This window comes from Kitasatospora sp. NPDC048239 (assembly GCF_043202015.1).
Classification (GTDB): Bacteria; Actinomycetota; Actinomycetes; order Streptomycetales; family Streptomycetaceae; genus Kitasatospora.
In genome coordinates this window covers 237,722-254,041 of sequence record NZ_JBICZP010000013.1, presented here as the reverse complement: position 1 = coordinate 254,041, position 16,320 = coordinate 237,722, and the positions used below count along the sequence as shown (strand labels likewise).

General features: G+C 73.4%; 11 protein-coding genes. 4 read left to right on the top strand and 7 right to left on the bottom strand.

Going from position 1 to position 16,320, the window contains the following annotated elements:
* Window positions 1–74 precede the first annotated feature (74 nt).
* The 4 genes from ACGFZP_RS29925 to ACGFZP_RS29910 form a co-directional block, all read right to left on the bottom strand.
* Window positions 75–749, bottom strand: coding sequence for a nucleoside/nucleotide kinase family protein (locus ACGFZP_RS29925; protein ID WP_392939007.1), 675 nt, complete (start codon window positions 747–749; stop codon window positions 75–77).
* Between the two features lie 71 nt (window positions 750–820).
* A complete protein-coding gene (locus ACGFZP_RS29920; RefSeq protein ID WP_392939005.1) occupies window positions 821–1,777 on the bottom strand; it encodes an LD-carboxypeptidase in 957 nt (318 codons plus the stop codon).
* A gap of 78 nt (window positions 1,778–1,855) precedes the next feature.
* Window positions 1,856–2,974 carry a tryptophan--tRNA ligase gene (trpS, locus tag ACGFZP_RS29915; RefSeq protein WP_392939003.1) on the bottom strand — a complete coding sequence of 373 codons (1,119 nt, stop codon included), beginning with the start codon at window positions 2,972–2,974 and terminating at the stop codon, window positions 1,856–1,858.
* Between the two features lie 187 nt (window positions 2,975–3,161).
* Complete coding sequence (locus tag ACGFZP_RS29910) at window positions 3,162–4,745, bottom strand: APC family permease (RefSeq protein WP_392939001.1); 1,584 nt, start codon at window positions 4,743–4,745, stop codon at window positions 3,162–3,164.
* A 322-nt stretch (window positions 4,746–5,067) separates the two neighbouring features.
* On the opposite strand from ACGFZP_RS29910, the gene ACGFZP_RS29905 reads away from it, so the two are divergent.
* On the top strand, window positions 5,068–6,174 hold the full coding sequence (locus tag ACGFZP_RS29905; RefSeq protein WP_392939000.1) for an ABC transporter substrate-binding protein: 1,107 nt from the start codon (window positions 5,068–5,070) through the stop codon (window positions 6,172–6,174).
* Window positions 6,175–6,576: 402 nt separating this feature from the next.
* Window positions 6,577–7,533: a hypothetical protein gene (locus tag ACGFZP_RS29900; protein WP_392938999.1), complete on the top strand. Its 957-nt coding sequence runs from the start codon at window positions 6,577–6,579 to the stop codon at window positions 7,531–7,533.
* A gap of 52 nt (window positions 7,534–7,585) precedes the next feature.
* Here the strand turns inward: ACGFZP_RS29900 and ACGFZP_RS29895 are convergent, their stop codons facing one another.
* Window positions 7,586–8,113, bottom strand: coding sequence for an NUDIX hydrolase (locus tag ACGFZP_RS29895; protein WP_392938998.1), 528 nt, complete (start codon window positions 8,111–8,113; stop codon window positions 7,586–7,588).
* A gap of 124 nt (window positions 8,114–8,237) precedes the next feature.
* Between ACGFZP_RS29895 and ACGFZP_RS29890 the strand changes: the two genes are divergently transcribed.
* Window positions 8,238–9,275, top strand: coding sequence for an ATP-grasp domain-containing protein (locus tag ACGFZP_RS29890; protein ID WP_392938997.1), 1,038 nt, complete (start codon window positions 8,238–8,240; stop codon window positions 9,273–9,275).
* Between the two features lie 72 nt (window positions 9,276–9,347).
* Here ACGFZP_RS29890 and ACGFZP_RS29885 read toward each other — a convergent pair whose 3' ends face one another.
* Together ACGFZP_RS29885 and ACGFZP_RS29880 are read right to left on the bottom strand one after the other, a co-directional pair.
* A complete protein-coding gene (locus tag ACGFZP_RS29885; RefSeq protein ID WP_392938995.1) occupies window positions 9,348–13,451 on the bottom strand; it encodes an ABC transporter transmembrane domain-containing protein in 4,104 nt (1,367 codons plus the stop codon).
* 304 nt (window positions 13,452–13,755) lie between these two features.
* Window positions 13,756–14,394 (bottom strand): TetR/AcrR family transcriptional regulator, encoded by a 639-nt coding sequence (locus tag ACGFZP_RS29880; RefSeq protein ID WP_392938993.1) that lies wholly within the window; start codon window positions 14,392–14,394, stop codon window positions 13,756–13,758.
* Window positions 14,395–14,527: 133 nt separating this feature from the next.
* Here ACGFZP_RS29880 and ACGFZP_RS29875 point away from each other — a divergent pair, with 133 nt between their 5' ends.
* Entirely contained in the window at window positions 14,528–16,237 is a 1,710-nt protein-coding gene (locus ACGFZP_RS29875; RefSeq protein WP_392938991.1) for a carboxyl transferase domain-containing protein, read from the top strand.
* Window positions 16,238–16,320: the final 83 nt, after the last annotated feature.

Below are 16,320 nucleotides of genomic sequence, written 5' to 3'. Positions count from 1 at the left end.
AAGTGGTGTTTCAGTGGATTGGCCGCCCCGGGACCGTCCGCGCCAATGCGTGTCCGGTGCTCCCAGCCGAGCGACTAGAGAACACTACGCCCATCCCGGGCCACAGGCAAACCCTCCGCCCGGACGATCCGGGTGCAGAGCGAGCGGCCCTCCTTCACGTACTCGCCGTTGGGGTGGTCGTTGGTGGTCACCCAGTGCCGTGCGGTGGCCTCGTCGCGACCGCCGGCCCGGTGGCGGACGAGCAGCCGCTCCTCGCGGACTGCGTCGTCCGCATCGACGTACCAGAGTTCGCGGAGCAGTCGGCGGGCCTCGGACCAGGGGGACTCGGCGGCGGCGAGGTAGTTGCCCTCGGTGACGACGAGGCGGGCCTGCGGTGGAATCACGTGCCGGGCGGCCACCGGTTCGTCGAGGTCGCGGTCGAAGTCCGGGACGTAGATGTCCTGGAAGCGATCGGCGGCGACCCTGCGCAGCAGGGCGACATAGCCCTGGGCGTCGAAGGTGGCGGGGGCGCCCTTGCGGTGGAGCAGGCCGAGGCGGCCGAGCTGGGCGGCGGAGAGGTGGAAGCCGTCGAGCGGGAGGTAGGCCGCGCTGCCGGGGCCCTCGACGCGCTGGACCTCCGCGACCAGGTGCCGGGCGAGGGTGGACTTGCCGGCGCCGGGCGGGCCGGCAAGTCCGAGGATCGTGCGGGCGTTGCCTCCCGGACCGCGGAGCAGGCCGAGGGCGAGGGAGGTGAGGGTGTCCTCGTTCATGGCCGCACCCTACTCATCGGCCCCCGCCGCACAACGAGCCTCGGCAAGCCTGAGAGCCGCCTCGGCACGCCTCACCGGTCGGCGAGGGCGGGGACCTCCAGGGTCAGGGTGCCGGCGTCGGCGTCGAGGAGGGCGGGGACGCCGAGCGGGACGGTGAGGGTGGACGGGCAGTGCCCGAAGCCCAGCTCCCAGAGGACGGGTATACCGAGCGGGCCGAGGCGGTCGAGCATGACGTCCCGGACCCGGTCCGCGCGGCCGCAGCCCTCCCAGGAGCCGAGGGCGATTCCGGCGACGCCGTCGAGGGCCCCGGAGCGCAGCAGCTGGGTGAGGAGCCGGTCCAGTTGGTAGGGGTGCTCGTTGACGTCCTCCAGTACCAGGATGTTGCCGGCGAAGGAGGGGCGGGCGGCGGGCGTGCCGCGCTCGGCCGCGAGGACGTGGCAGCAGCCTCCGGCCGTGATGCCGCGGGCCCGTCCGGGGACGAGGGCGGTGGCGGTGGGCGAGGTGAGCACGGTCGTGGCGGCGGGCTCGAACAGGGTGCGGCGCAGGTGTTCGGCGGTCGGGCCGTCGGTGGTGAAGGAGGCGGCCGCGCTCATCGGCCCGTAGAGGGTGGCGATGCCGAGCTGCTGGGCGAAGGCCTCGTGCAGGGAGGAGACGTCGCTGAAGCCGATCAGCACCTTGGGCGGGACGGCGCGCAGGGCGTCCCAGTCGAGCAGGTCGACGAGGCGGTGCACACCGTAGCCGCCCCGGGCGCAGATGACGGCGTCGATGTCGGGGTCGAGCCAGGCGGCCTGGATGTCGGCGGCCCGGTCGGCGTCGGTGCCGGCCAGGTGGCCGAGGACGGGGTGGGTGTCGAGGACGTGCGGGGCGACGGTCACCCTCAGCCCCCAGGAGCGCAGGATCGCGCACCCGGCGGTGAGCCGCTCGGGGTCGATCGGGCTGCTGGGGGCTACCACGGCGACGTGGTCCCCGGGGCGGAGGTGCGGCGGGCGGGTCAGCCCTCGGCCGGGCGTGGGCAGGTGCTGGTCCATGGCCGGGTTCCTTCCAGGGTGGGGTGATGTGCGCTCAGGGCCGGTGGTGCCTCCGGTAGGAGGTATGCCCAGCGGCCTTCAGAGTGATCCCATCACGGCCCGGACCTCGGTGAGCGTGGCGTCGGCAACGGCGTTGGCCCGCTCGGCGCCGTCGCGCAGCACCTGGCGGATGTACCCGCGGTCGGCGGCGAGTTCGGCGCGGCGGGCGCGGATCGGGCGGAGGTGCTCGTTGACGGACTCGGTCACGGTGCGCTTCAGCGCGGCGGCGCCGCCGTCGCCGATCTCCTCGGCGATCCGCTCGGGCGCGCGGCCCTGGCAGAGCGCGGCGAGCAGGACGAGGCTGGAGACCTCCGGCCGGTCGGCCGGGTCGTAGCCGATCCGCCGTTCGGCATCGGTCTTGGCGCCGCGGATCAGTCGCGCGGTGGTGTCCTCGTCGGCGGAGAGCGGGATGGAGTTGCCGCGGCTCTTGCTCATCTTCGCGCCGTCCGTGCCGAGCAGCAGCGGGGCGGCCGAGAGCAGGGCCTCGGGCTGGGGGAAGACGCCGGTGCCGCCGGGGAGCGGGTAGCGCTCGTTGAAGCGGCGGGCCACGGTGCGGGCCACTTCGAGGTGCGGCAGCTGGTCCTGGCCGACGGGGACGAGGTGCGCCTTGCAGAAGAGGATGTCGGCGGCCTGGTGGACGGGGTAGGTGAACATCAGCCCGTTCACGGTGGCCTGGCTGGAGTGCGCGATCTCGTCCTTGACGGTGGGGTTGCGGCCGAGTTCGGCGACGCTGACCAGGCTGAGGAAGGGCAGCAGCAGCTGGTTGAGGGCGGGGACGGCACTGTGCGGGAAGATCGTGGCGCGCTCGGGGTCGATGCCGGTGGCGAGGTAGTCGAGGACGAGGTTCTCGGTGTGCTCGGCGAGGCGGTGGGCGATGTCGCGGTCGGTGATCACCTGGTAGTCGGCGATGACGACGAACATCTCGGCGCCGAGGCCCTGGAGCCGGACCCGGTTCTGCAGGGTGCCGAAGTAGTGGCCCAGATGGAGCGGGCCGGTGGGGCGGTCCCCGGTGAGGACGCGCTGGCCGACGGGGTCGCGCCGGACGGCCTCGTCGAGGGCCGCGGTGCCGGGAGCGGCGGCAGGGGCGGGGGCGGCGCCGGTCGGGGCGGTCTGGGCGGCAGCGCGGGCGGTGGGGGTCTGGATGGCGGGGGCGGTCATGGGGCTCTCCTCGGTGCGGCGATCATGGTCGGCCGTCCGGGTGGGGCCCCGCCCGCGGAGAACGCAACAGGGCCGTCCATCCGGACGGCCCTGGTCAGGCGTGACTGGTGGCCGTCCTAGGACGGCCACCAGTTGAGACCTGCGAAGCGCTTCATGCCATGGAGGATAGCGTCTATCCCCGGCGGTGTCAGTCCTCCACCACGAGTGCGGGGGTGTCGGTGCGCAGCGTCTCGCCGCGGAAGAACTCCGGACGCTGGGTGCCGTACCAGGTCATCAGAACGGCCCCGAGCAGCAGGATGCCGACCCCGATGACGAAGACCGAGCCGATGCCGAGGACGGCGCCGCTGCCGTACTCCGGGTCCCAGGCGTCGGTGAGGGTCTGCAGGAAGACGCCGCTGAGCAGCAGGCCTCCGAGCAGCGGGGCGACGCCCCTGAGCAGCAGGTCGCGCAGGCTGCCGCGGAGCGAGCGGCGGAAGTACCAGACGCAGGCGAAGGCGGTCAGCGCGTAGTAGAAGCAGATCATCAGTCCGAGGGCCAGGATGGTGTCCTGGACGACGTCCTCGCTGATCAGGCTCATGCCGACGTAGAAGGCGGCGGTGGCGACCCCGGCGGCGACGGTCGCGTAGCCGGGGGTGCGGAAGCGCGGGTGGACGCTGCCGAAGCGCGGCGGGACGGCGCGGTAGGCGCTCATCGCGAGCAGGGTGCGGGCCACCGGGATGAAGGTGGTCTGCAGGCTCGCGGCGGCGCTGGCGACGACGGCCAGGAAGAGCAGGATGCTCCACGGCGAGCCGAGCACCGGCCGGGCCAGCGTGGCGAAGACGTTGTCGGCGGTCTCCGGGTTGCCGAGACCGTTGCCGGTGCTGCCGACGCCCGCGAACATCTGGGAGGCGATCGCGACGAGCAGGTACGAACCGACCAGGGTGACCATCGAGATCATCGCGGCCCGGCCCGGGGTCTTGGCGCTGCCCTGGGTCTCCTCGTTCATGGTGAGGCAGGTGTCCCAGCCCCAGTACATGAAGATCGACAGCGACAGGCCGGCCGTGAAGGCGCTGAACGAGCCGACCTGGAGCGGGTTGAGCCAGGAGGCCGAGAAACCGATCGAGTCCGGCAGGTCTCCGGAGGCGGCCTTGCCGATGGCGATGGCCGAGAACAGCAGCAGCACGGCGAGTTGGAGGCCGACCAGGCTGTACTGGAACCACTTGGTCGCGGTCATCCCCCGGTAGCTCATCGCGGTGGCGCCGGCGATCAGCAGGACCACGGTGAGCAGGTGGACGGCCTGGTTCTGGTCCAGCTCCGCCACCCAGGTGCTGCCGGTCATCTCGCCGAGCATCAGGTAGAGGAAGTCCGTCGCCACCCCGGCCAGGTTGGAGAGCACGATGATGGTGGCGACCGTGAGGCCCCAGCCCGCCATCCAGCCGATCCGGGGGCCGAAGGCCTTGACCGTCCAGGTGAAGGACGTGCCGCAGTCCGGGAAGTCCTTGTTGAGCTCCTTGTACGCGAAGGCGACCAGCAGCATCGGCAGGAAGCCGGCCAGGAAGACCGCCGGCATCTGGACGCCGACGGCGGTGACCGTCGGCCCGAGTGTGGCCGTCAGGCAGTAGACCGGGGCGACCGTGGAGACACCCAGGACGACGCTGCCCAGCAGGCCGACCGAGTTGCCCCGTAGGCCCTTGTCCCCCGCCGTGTCCCCCGCTGCCCCCGTGGTCCCCGGATCGGGGACGCCACCACTGATGCCACTGTCCGGGGCACCCGCCGGAGCGCCGGGCGCCATTGCCCGTCCGCTGCTTCCGTGCTCTGAGAGCTGCTGATCAAACACCAGCGCACCCTAGGCGGGGGTACCGAAGGTTGAGTAGACCAACTCTTGGTGATCTGAACCACTCTCTTCGATTCTGACCCTGGATGGGACCAGTGGGCAGTGGATGCATGGACCTCACGGGCGTGTACCTTTATTTCAAAGGGTCGTTACCTAATTGATTTGCTCCTTATGTCATGCTTTGAGATGTTTTCCCCGCGACGGGAAAGGGGCTGGATCGACCCGGCGGGACGTTCGGATAGGTTTGCCTGACCTAACTTCGACCCCGAAGGAGTGCCGCGTGTCCCCCACCCCCGGCAACCAGACCGTCAGCCGCGTCTCCCGGCGGAGCCTCCTCGCCGCCGGCCTGAGCGGCGGAGCCGTCCTCGGCCTCGGCGGGCTGCTCACCGCCTGCGGCAGCTCGGGCGGATCCGCGGGCGGCTCGGCGGGCGGCACCGCACAGGCCTCGTCCGGCTCCGCGCCGAACCAGAAGTCGGTCAAGCAGGGCGGCGACGACTACGCCGCCGTGATCGAGAAGATGAAGGGCTTCGGCACGGACGCCGCCCCGGGCGTCTACCCGCGCACCGTCAAGCACGCCATGGGCGAGACGGTCGTCCCGGCCAAGCCCGTCCGGGTCGTGGTGCTGGACACCGGCGAGCTCGACAACGTCGTCTCGCTCGGCATCCAGCCGGTCGGCGTCGTCTACACCGACGGCTCCAAGGCCATGCCGTCCTACCTCAAGGACAAGGCCGGCAGCCCGGCCAACGTCGGCACCATCAACAGCCTCAACCTGGAGGCCATCGCCGCGCTCAAGCCCGACCTGATCCTCGGCAGCCAGCTGCGCGCGCAGGACCAGTACGCCCAGCTCTCCAAAATCGCGCCGACGGTGTTCTCGCTGCGCCCCGGCTACCCGTGGAAGCAGAACTTCCAGCTCAACGCGAGCCCGTTCGGTCTGGAGGCGGAGGCCAGGGCGCAGCTCGACGCGTACCAGGCCGCGGCCGCGGCGATCGGCGGCAAGCTCGGCGACAAGCGGCCCACCATCACCCCGCTGCGCTTCATGCCGGGCAAGACCCGGCTCTACGCGGAGCTGTCCTTCATCGGCACCATCCTCACCGATGTGCCGCTGCCGCAGCCGAAGATCGAGCAGGTCAAGGAGCTCGCCGTCGAGATCAGCCCCGAGCAGATCGACAAGGCGGACGCCGACTGGATCTTCTACGGCGTGTACGGATCGCCGAGCTCCACCAATCAGGACGCGGTCCTCGGCGGGGCGCTGTGGAAGACCCTCGGCGGGGTCAAGTCCGGTCAGGCGCGGCCGGTTTCGGACGAGACGTGGTTCCTCGGACTCGGCGTCATGGCGGCGAACGCGGTGCTGGCCGACCTGAAGGGCTTCGTCGCGCCCGGCGCCTGAGCCGACCGGCCGGGTCGGGACGGGGCCCGGCCGGGGCCCGGCCGTGTGGTGGCGCTGCGGTGGCGTCGCGGTGGCGTGGCCCACAACCGGGCGGCGGGCGCTTGGAGCTGATCGCGGGGTGCGGGAGGATCATCGGGACCGTACCCCGAAGGGCTCGTGCCGATGACCACGCTCGACCAGACCGCACCCGATTCGTCCTCCCCCGGCCTTTCCGCGTCCGGTTCCACCGCGGCCGGCCCCTCCGCGCAGCCCGGTGGGGGCCGGCCCTCGGCCTCTCCCGCCGCCCCGCTCTGCTCGATCGCTGCGGCGGCGGGACCGGTCGAGCCGGGACCGTCCGGCGCGGCGGGCGCGGAGCGTTCCGCCGGTTCGCAGCGTTCTGCGGGCTCGGGACTGGATGGCTCCGTGCCGCGTCCGCGGACGGCGGCCGACGCCGAGGGCGGCGACGGTCGCGGTGGCGACGACAGCCGCGGTGTTGACGGCCGTGGTGTTGACGGCGGTCGCGGTGTTGACGACGGGTCGGGCGGCGGCGGCAACGACAGCGGCAACCGCGACGGTGGCGGCGGCGGCGTTCCGGGCGACGGCGAGCCGACGGCCGCCAGGCTGCGGGCCGGTCTGGCCGGACGGCTGCGGACAGCGCACGACCGGGGGCGCTCGGTCGACGACCTCGCCGCCGCCTGCCGCCGGCCGGTGGCCGAGGTGCAAGCCCTGCTGGCCGAGGGCCGGGCCGCAGCCGGCGGCGCGGAGGGGTTCACCCGGCTCCGGCTCCCTGCGGAGCCGGGCGACGAGACGGCCGTCCCCGTCCTGCGGGCCCCCCGGGAGGAGTTGCGCACCGGCCTGGCCAAGCGCCCCTCGCCGTCACGGCGGCTGCGCCGGATGCACCCGGAGACCCCGGGGGCCGGGGCGTCGGCCACCGCGAGCGAGTCGGGTCGGACAGGGTCCGGTGCAGGTGCTCCGCCGAACGGGCCGCGCACAGCCGCCGAGGCCCGGCCGGCCGCTCCCGCCGCGGCCGCCCCGGCGGCCGAGACACCGCTGGGCATCCTGATCGGCGGCACCCCGAACCTCCCCGAGGCCACCGGGCGACCGGAGGAGCGCCGCCCCGTCCGGGTGGCGGCCGAGCCGGTCCGGGTCGGCCGCGGCACCAGCCTGGTGGTCCTGCCCGCCTGGCGGTCCGCCATCGCCGTCTCGGTGCCCACCGAGCAGCTGCTGGACGCCACCGGCCTCCGTTTCGACCAGCTGGCCGAGGCGCAGCTGTCGGTCCTGATCAACCCCGGTGCCCTGCACGACCGGGAGCTGGAGCTGCACGGCTGGCGCGTCGGCCCGGCGGGGCGGCCGGGCCGACGCGGCGGACGGTCCACCTGACCCCGGCCGGGCCACCCGTCGGCGGCGGGGCCGGGTACCCGGCTGCGGGTGGCTACGGTCGTGGGGCGTTCGGGACGTAGCCGAGGTCTACGGGCACCACCTCGCGCCCACCCGCAAGCCGGCCCGCCCGTACCTCGGCCAGGAGCTCGGGGAGCCGGGGCGGCCAGAGCGCGTCGGCCTCCGGGTCCGCCAGGTCGGCGGGGGTCCACCAGCGCCAGCCGAGGATGCCGTCGGTGGCGTGCATCTCGCTGACGTCGCCGACCGGGCCCCGGTGCGGACCGTCGGTGAGGTAGATGTGCTCGTGCTGGCGGACGGGGATGCCGTGCCAGGTGAAGTCGTGCTCCCAGGTGCAGAGGAGCGGGCCGGGTTCGAGGTCGGTCCAGCCGGTCTCCTCCCAGAGCTCGCGGCGCGCGCCGCTCCACGGCGTCTCACCGCTCTCCAGGCCGCCGCCGGGCATCGTCCAGTGCACGCCGACCTCGCTGTTGTCCGAACGGAGCAGGAAGACCGAGCCGTTCCCGTCCAGCACCGCCGTCCTGGCCGCAAGTCTCGGGGTCCGCTTCCGGCTCAGGGGCCGCGTCACAGCTCGCAGTGGGTTTCGCATCGGGACACTCTGGCAGCGCCGCACCGGGCCGTCGACCGAATTGGCCCGGTGCCGGGTCGCGTTGGCCGGACCGGGAACCTGCGTTGGCCGTACCCTGACGCCCATGCCCGTACCCGCGCTCCTCTTCCCGGCCGACCCGCTCAACCCGCGCCGCCCCGATCCGCACTACACCTGGGAGGCCCGGCTGCTCAGGGAGTTGGGCGGCGAGTACCACCTCGTCGACCATGACGCGCTGCTGGCCGGGCGCGCCGAGGAGGCGGTGCGGCGGGTGCCCTCGGACTGCGGCGCGCTCTGGTACCGGGGCTGGATGCTCCCCTCCTCCGACTACGCGGCGTTCGCCCGGGCCCTGGCCGGACGCGGCGCCACCCTGCTGACCAGCGCGGCCGGGTACGCCTCGGCGCACGAACTGCCCGGGTGGTACGGCGTGTTCGAGGGCGCCACACCGTCGAGTGTGTGGATTCCGGTGCCGGCCCGCGTGGGTGGCGCAGCCGGGGAGGCGTTCGGGGCGGCGGGCGGGGCGGCGGGCGGGGCTACGGGCGGGGCGGCGGCGCCCTGCCAGGGGGAGCTGGCGGACGCCGTCGCGCGGCTCGGCGGCCGCGGCCCGGCCGTCGTCAAGGACTATGTGAAGTCCCGCAAGGAAGCCTGGCACGAGGCCTGCTACGTGCCCGAGTTGGCGGACCTGGCGGCCGTCGGGCGGGTGGTGGAGCGCTTCGTCGAGCTGCAGGGCGAGTACCTGGCCGGCGGGGTGGTGCTGCGCCGCTACGAGGAGTTTGCGCGGACCACGGCCGGGCGACCCGAGGGAGGGGGATCCGCGGGCGGCCGGCCCGCAGTCGGACGGTCCACCGGCGGGCGCCCGGCGGCCCGGGCCCGGCGGACGGTGGAGGCCCGGGTCTGGTGGCTGGACGGCGAGCCCGTGCTGGTCGGGCCGCACCCGGACACGCCGGACCACCCGGCCGAGCCGGACCTCACCGAGGTCCGGCCGCTGGTCCGGGCGCTCGGCTGCCGCTTCGTCACCACCGACCTCGCGGACCGGGCCGACGGCTCGGGGTGGCGGGTGGTCGAGGTCGGGGACGGGCAGGTGAGCGACCTGCCGCGCGGGGTCGACGCGTCCGGGCTGCTGTCCTCGCTGATCGCCACCTGAGCCGAACCACCTGAGCCGATCGCCGCCTGCACCCCCGGTCGTCGACCCGGCTGTCCGGCTACCCGCTACCCGCTACCCCGCGACGTGTTCGGGCTCGGGGTCGGACTCGACCTCGGGCTCGGACTCGGGCGCCGGGTGGCCGTCGGCGACGAACGCCTGCCAGAGCCGCGCGTACACCCCTCCCCGGGCCAGCAGTTCGGTGTGCGTGCCGTCCTCGACCAGCTTGCCGTGGTCCAGGACGACGACCCGGTCGGCGCGTTCGGCCGTGGTGAGACGGTGCGCGATGACCAGCGTGGTGCGGCCGCCGCTGAGCCGGTCCGCGGCGTGGTTGACCGCCGCCTCGGTCGCCAGGTCGAGCGCCGCGGTGGCCTCGTCCAGCAGCAGGATGTCCGGGTCGACGAGCTCGGCCCGGGCCAGCGCGATCAGCTGGCGCTGACCGGCCGAGAGGTTGCGCCCGCGCCCGGTGACCTCGTGCTCGTAGCCGCCCGACAAGCGGACGATCATCTCGTGTGCGCCGACCGCCCGGGCCGCCGCCTCCACCTCGGCCGGTGTGGCCGAGGGCCGGCCGTACGCGATCGCCTCGCGCACGGTGCCCGCGAACAGGTACGCCTCCTGCGGCACGACACCGAGCCGGTGGCGGTACTGCGCCAGGTCGTAGCGGGTGAGGTCGACCCCGTCGACCCGCACCGACCCGGAGGTCGCGTCGTAGAACCGGGCGACCAGCTTGACCAGGGTCGACTTGCCCGCCCCCGTCTCGCCGACCAGCGCGACCGTCTGGCCCGCGGGAATGTGCAGGTTGACGCCCGCGAGCACCTCCGGGGCGCCGTCCGCGCCACCGTTGTAGGCGAAGCCGACGTCCTCGAAGTCGATCTCGCCGCGCAGCCCGCCCGGCACCTGCACCGGGGCCTGCGCCTGGGCGGTGGTGGTCGGCGTGCGCAGCAGCTCGCGGATCCGGCCCAGGCCCACCGCCGCCTGCTGGTAGCCGTCGAAGACCTGCGACAGCTGGTTGACCGGGGCGAAGAACAGGTCGATGTACAGCAGGTACGCGACCAGCGCGCCGACCGTGAGGGTGCCCGCCTCGACCCGCGCGGCACCCGCGATCAGCACCAGCGCCGCCGCGACGCTGGACAGGAACTGCACGAACGGGAAGTACAGCGAGATGTACAGCTGCGCCCGGACCCTGGCCTCGCGGTAGGCGACGCCCCGGGCGACGAAGCGGTCGGTGTTGGCGTCCAGGCGGCGGAACGCCTGGACGATCCGCATGCCGGCGACGTTCTCCTGGAGGTCGGCGTTGACCGTGCTGATGAGGTCCCGGGAGATCTCGTACTGGGCCTTGGACTTCTTGCGGAACACCAGCGTGGCCACGACCAGCAGCGGCAGCACGGCGAAGACCATCAGGGCCAGGCCCGCGTCGATGATCAGCAGCGCCGCGAAGATGCCGAAGAAGGTGAGCAGGCTGACCACGGCCGTGACCACGCCGGTCTGCAGGAAGGAGGTCAGTGAGTCCAGGTCGGTGGTCATCCGGGTCATGATCCGGCCGGACAGCTCGCGCTCGTAGTAGTCCAGGCCGAGCCGGTTGAGGTGCGCGAAGATCTTGAGGCGGAGGGTGTAGAGCACCCGCTCGCCGGTGCGGCCGCTGACCCGGTTCTCCGCGCTCTGGACCAGCCAGTCCAGCAGGACGACCGCCAGCGCGGCGAGCGCGGCGGTGGTGACGCCCGCCATCAGGGACTTGCTGACGCCCTCGTCGATGCCGTGCCGGATCAGGATCGGCAGGACGAGTGCGGCGCCCGCGTCCAGCGCGACCAGCAGCAGGGCGAGGGCGAGCGGGCGGCGGAAGGGGCGCAGCAGGCGGCGGAGGCTGAAGTCCGGGTCTCCCGCCTCGGCCTGGTCCCGGGGGATCTCCGGGGTGTCGGTGGCCGGCGGGAGCGCGGCGACCTTGGCGAGGAGGTCGGGGGCGGCGGTACGGGCCGCCTTGGCCAGGGCCCGGGTGGGCATGGCGGGGGCGCTGTCCGCGGCCTGGTCCGGGGTGGCGGTGCCTTGGGTGGTGCCGTCCGGGGTTGCGCCGTCCGCGATGGCCTGGCGCTCGGACCCCGGGGGCTCGGAGGCCGGGTGCTCAGAGACCGGGGGTCGGGGCGATCCGGGTCCGGCGAGGGTGGCGGGTCCGGCGAGGGCTTCGGGGGCCTCGGAGGTCGCTTCGGAGGCGGTCTGTGCGGCTGCGCCCGGCCGAGCGGTGCGGCCGGCCTCGGGGTCGGAGATCAGGGCCCGGTACTGCGGACATCGGGCGTCGAGTTCCTCGTGCGTACCGATGTCCACCAGTCGGCCGTGGTCCAGCACCGCGATCCGGTCGGCGAGCTGGAGGGTGGAGCGGCGGTGGGCGATCAACAGCGTGGTCCGGCCGGCCATGACCGAGCGCAGGGCGTCGTGGATCTCCGCCTCGACCTGCGGGTCGACCGCCGAGGTGGCGTCGTCCAGCAGCAGGAGGCGCGGGTCGGTGAGGATCGCCCGGGCCAGCGCGATGCGCTGGCGCTGGCCGCCGGAGAGGGTGAGGCCCTGCTCGCCGACCTTGGTCTCGTAGCCGTCCGGCAGCTCGCGGACGAACTCGTCCGCCTGGGCGGCCCGGGCGGCCGCCACGATCTGCTCGTCGGTGGCATCGGGCCGCCCGTACGCGATGTTGGTGCGGACCGTCTCGGAGAACAGGAAGCTCTCCTCGGGGACGATGCCGACGGCCGCCCGGACCGAGTCGAGGGTGAGGTCCCGCAGGTCGTGCCCGTACAGCCGGACGGCGCCGGCCGCCGGGTCGTAGAACCGGGGCACCAGCTGCGCCACGGTCGACTTGCCGGAGCCGGACGCGCCGACGAGAGCCAGCGTCTCGCCCGGGGCCAGCTTCAGGTTGAGCCCGTGCAGGACGGGCGCGGGGTGCTCGGGGTCGTAGCGGAACTCGACCTGGTCGAACTCCAGCGCCAGGTCGGGCGTGCGGGGGCCGACGGTGCGGCCCGGTCCTGCGGCCTCGTCCGCCGAGGTCCCGGCGGTCAGGTCGAGGACGGCCGCGTCCGGACGGTCCTGGACCAGCGGACGCTCGTCGATCAGCTGGAGCACCCGCTCGACGCCCGCCCTGGCCTGCTGGCCGACGGTGATGACCATGGTCAGCATCCGGACCGGGCCGGTCATCTGGGCCACGTAGGTGGAGAAGGCGACGAACGTGCCGAGCGAGACCCGGCCGTCGACCGCCAGCCAGCCGCCGAGGGCGAGCACGGCGACCTGGGCGAGCGCCGGGATCGCCTGCATCGCCGGGTTGTAGCGGCTGTTGAGCCGGACCGAGCGCAGTCTGGCGGCGAACAGGTTCTGCGAGGCGGCCGCCAGCTTGTCCTGTTCCTGGGCCTCCTGGCCGAAGCCCTTGACCACCCGCACGCCGCCGATCGCCTCGTCGACGGTACCGGCGACGGCGGCCGCCTCCTGCTGGGCGGCCCAGGTGGAGGGGAACAGCCGCTTGCGGCTGAGCGTGGAGAGCCACCAGAGCGCCGGGCCCATCACCAGGGCGACCAGGGTGAGCGGCGGCGACAGCCAGAGCATCACGGCCAGCGACATGACGAACATCAGCAGGTAGCCGGTCATCATCGGCAGCATCGAGAGCAGCCCGTTGATCAGCTGGAGATCGGACGTGGCGCGGCCGATCACCTGGCCGGTGTCCAGCCGGTCCTGCCGGTGTCCGTCCAGTCGGCCGAGCGAGCGGAACAGATCGCTGCGCATGTCGTGCTGGACGTCGAGGGCGAGCTGCCCGCCGTAGTAGCGGCGCACCTGGGTACAGGCGAACACCAGCGCGGCCGCCACCAGCAGGGCCACGGCCCAGGGCGCCAGGGAGCGGGTGTGCTTGGTGATGACGTCGTCGATGATCAGTTTGGTGACCAGCGGCACCAGGGACGTCACGGCCATGCCGACGAGCGAGGCGCCGAACGCCAGCAACACGCTCCGCCGGGACCGCCAGCAGTAGCCGATCAGCCTCCGGAGCCAGCCCGAACCTCCGGAGCCCTCGGCGGCCCCGGCGCTGCCAGGGCTGCCGGGGCCGCCGGGATCGGGGGCCGTGGTCGACGTGGTCGCACCACCCCGCGTGCCGGCCCGGGTGCCGGGTCGCGCGCCGCTCGGGGACAGCTCCACCGTAGATCCGTGAGTCTCAGGCATATTTAGGGATGCTAACCATTCCGTCGGGTGGCCGCCATCGGTTTCAGGTCAGACCGAGCCGGGGGAATCCACCCCGGCTGAGGAGCCAACAGCCCGCGGCCTGCGGTGATTCCCGGGCAGGCCCACCGGGTCCGCCTGGTACCAGCGTGGCCGAGGGTGAGCCGAACGCCCACCGCCCCCGGGGCGGCTGGTCACCCTCCTTTGGACCTAGGGCCCGTGCCGTACGGCCTGCACCGCCCGCACGGCCCGCACCGCTCGCGCGCCGGGGCTCCGACCCGGGTGCACCTCGGGTTCGGGGCCCGCCTCAGCGCCGGCCCGTGGATTCGGCGGCCGCCGAGAAGGCGCCGTTCGCCAGGCTGTGCAGCAGGGCGGCCATGCCGTCGCGCTGCAGTCCGGCGCGCTCGCCCTGGACGGAGTCCGGGCCGAGGCTGTGCGGGGTCGAGTTGATCAGCCCGAAGACGGCGTGCACGGCGGCCCGCGCGACCGGCTCGGCGGAGGGCTCGGCAAGCGCCGGATAGGCCTGCCGGACGACGTCCACCCACAGCTCGACATAGCCGCGCTGGAGTCGGCGGACCTTGCGCCGGTCCTCCTCCTTGAGGTTCAGCAGCTCCCGGTCGTGCAGGGTGATCAGGTCGCGGTCGTCGAGTGCGAAGTCGACATGCCCGCTGATCAGCGCGTCCAGCGCGGCGGCCGCGCCGTCGCCGCCGCCCGCCCGGCGGCGCCCCTCCTCCAGCAGGCGCTCGCTGATGCCGATGAGGAGGTCGGCGAGCATCGCATCCTTGCCCGCGAAGTGCCGGTAGAGCCCTGGGCCGCTGATACCGACGGCCTTGCCGATCTCGTCGACCCCCACCCCCAGGAAGCCCCGGGCGGCGAACAGCCGGGCGGCCTCCTTGCGGATCTGGTCACGGCGTGGGAGCGCGGAGGCGGCTGGGACGTTCGGCATGCTGCCCATCGTAGACAGTCGGGTTATCGGCCGTTAACCTGGGCCGCACGAGTTAACGCTCATTAACGTGACGGTCGAGGGCCCACCTGGCCCTACCGCCCCATTCGGTGCCGAGGGCAAGGGAGCTCTTGGGATGGTCATCTCAACCGCCGGTGTATCCGCCGGCGTCAACGGCAGCGCGGCATCCGGGGCTGCCGGGTCCGGCGCCGTTCCACCGGGAGCCACCGCTCCCGCCCCCCGGCTCGGCACCGCGGTCGACCCGGGCTCCGAGGCCTACCGCTCGAACACCGAGGCCCACCGGGCCCTCGTCGGGGAGCTGCGGGAGAAGCTCGGCGCGGCCGCCCTCGGCGGTGGCGCCAAGGCCCGGGCCCGGCACACCTCGCGCGGCAAGCTGCTCCCCCGCGACCGGGTGGACACCCTGCTCGACCCGGCCTCCCCCTTCCTGGAACTGGCCCCGCTGGCGGCCGACGGGATGTACGACGGCGCCGCGCCGGCGGCCGGCGTGATCGCCGGCATCGGCCGGGTCGCCGGACGCGAGGTGGTCGTCGTCGCCAACGACGCCACCGTCAAGGGCGGCACGTACTACCCGATGACGGTCAAGAAGCACCTGCGCGCCCAGGAGGTCGCGCTGGAGAACCGCCTCCCCTGCATCTACCTGGTGGACTCCGGCGGCGCCTTCCTTCCGATGCAGGACGAGGTCTTCCCGGACCGCGACCACTTCGGCCGGATCTTCTACAACCAGGCCCGGCTGTCGGCCGCCGGCATCCCGCAGATCGCCGCCGTGCTCGGCTCCTGCACCGCGGGTGGCGCGTACGTACCGGCGATGAGCGACCAGGCCGTCATCGTCCGCAACCAGGGCACGATCTTCCTCGGGGGGCCGCCCCTGGTGAAGGCCGCCACCGGCGAGGTCGTCACGGCCGAGGAGCTCGGCGGCGGCGACCTCCACTCCCGCACCTCCGGAGTGACGGACCACCTGGCCGAGGACGACGCCCACGCGCTCTCGATCGTGCGCACCATCGTCGCCGGGCTCGGCCCGCGCCCGGCCAGGCCCTGGCCGCTCACCTCGGCCGAGCCGCCCGCCGTCGACCCGGCAGGCCTCTACGGCGCCGTCCCGGTGGACCCGCGCACGCCCTACGACGTCCGCGAGGTGATCGCGCGACTGGTCGACGGCAGCCGGTTCGCCGAGTTCAAGGCCGAGTACGGTGCGACCCTGGTGACCGGGTTCGCCCGAATCCACGGCCACCCGGTCGGCATCGTCGCCAACAACGGCGTGCTGTTCTCGGAGTCGGCCCTCAAGGGCGCCCACTTCATCGAGTTGTGCGACCAGCGGGGCATCCCCCTCCTCTTCCTGCAGAACATCACCGGGTTCATGGTCGGCCGGCAGTACGAGGCGGGCGGCATCGCCAAGAACGGCGCCAAGATGGTGAACGCCGTCGCCTGCACCCGCGTCCCGAAGCTGACGGTGGTGATCGGCGGCTCGTACGGCGCCGGCAACTACTCGATGTGCGGCCGGGCCTACTCGCCTCGCTTCCTGTGGATGTGGCCGGGCGCCAAGATCTCCGTGATGGGCGGTGAGCAGGCCGCCTCCGTGCTGGCCACCGTCCGCCGCGACCAGCTGGAGGGCCACGGCGAGCAGTGGCCGGCCGAGGCGGAGGAGGAGTTCAAGCGCCCCGTCCGCGAGCAGTACGAGCGCCAGGGCAACGCCTACTACGCCACCGCCCGGCTCTGGGACGACGGGGTGATCGACCCGATGGACACCCGCACCGTCCTCGGCCTCGCCCTCACCGCCTGCTCCAACGCGCCGCTCCCGCCGCCCGGCCCGTACGGCGTCTTCCGGATGTGACCTCCGGTTTCCGGATGCGACCGCCGGCCGCGCCCGACGTGCGGCCGGCCCTTCCACCACCTCCTTCGTACGGCTCCCCTCGA

Excerpts from the sequence above, each read along its gene's own strand:
- ACGFZP_RS29920 (WP_392939005.1), bottom strand. The coding sequence starts at position 1,777 with ATGGACCAGCACCTGCCCACGCCCGGCCGAGGGCTGACCCGCCCGCCG.
- ACGFZP_RS29875 (WP_392938991.1), top strand. The coding sequence starts at position 14,528 with ATGGTCATCTCAACCGCCGGTGTATCCGCCGGCGTCAACGGCAGCGCG.
- ACGFZP_RS29910 (WP_392939001.1), bottom strand. The coding sequence starts at position 4,745 with ATGGCGCCCGGCGCTCCGGCGGGTGCCCCGGACAGTGGCATCAGTGGT.
- ACGFZP_RS29885 (WP_392938995.1), bottom strand. The coding sequence starts at position 13,451 with ATGCCTGAGACTCACGGATCTACGGTGGAGCTGTCCCCGAGCGGCGCG.
- ACGFZP_RS29880 (WP_392938993.1), bottom strand. The coding sequence starts at position 14,394 with ATGCCGAACGTCCCAGCCGCCTCCGCGCTCCCACGCCGTGACCAGATC.
- ACGFZP_RS29890 (WP_392938997.1), top strand. The coding sequence starts at position 8,238 with ATGCCCGTACCCGCGCTCCTCTTCCCGGCCGACCCGCTCAACCCGCGC.
- trpS (WP_392939003.1), bottom strand. The coding sequence starts at position 2,974 with ATGACCGCCCCCGCCATCCAGACCCCCACCGCCCGCGCTGCCGCCCAG.
- ACGFZP_RS29925 (WP_392939007.1), bottom strand. The coding sequence starts at position 749 with ATGAACGAGGACACCCTCACCTCCCTCGCCCTCGGCCTGCTCCGCGGT.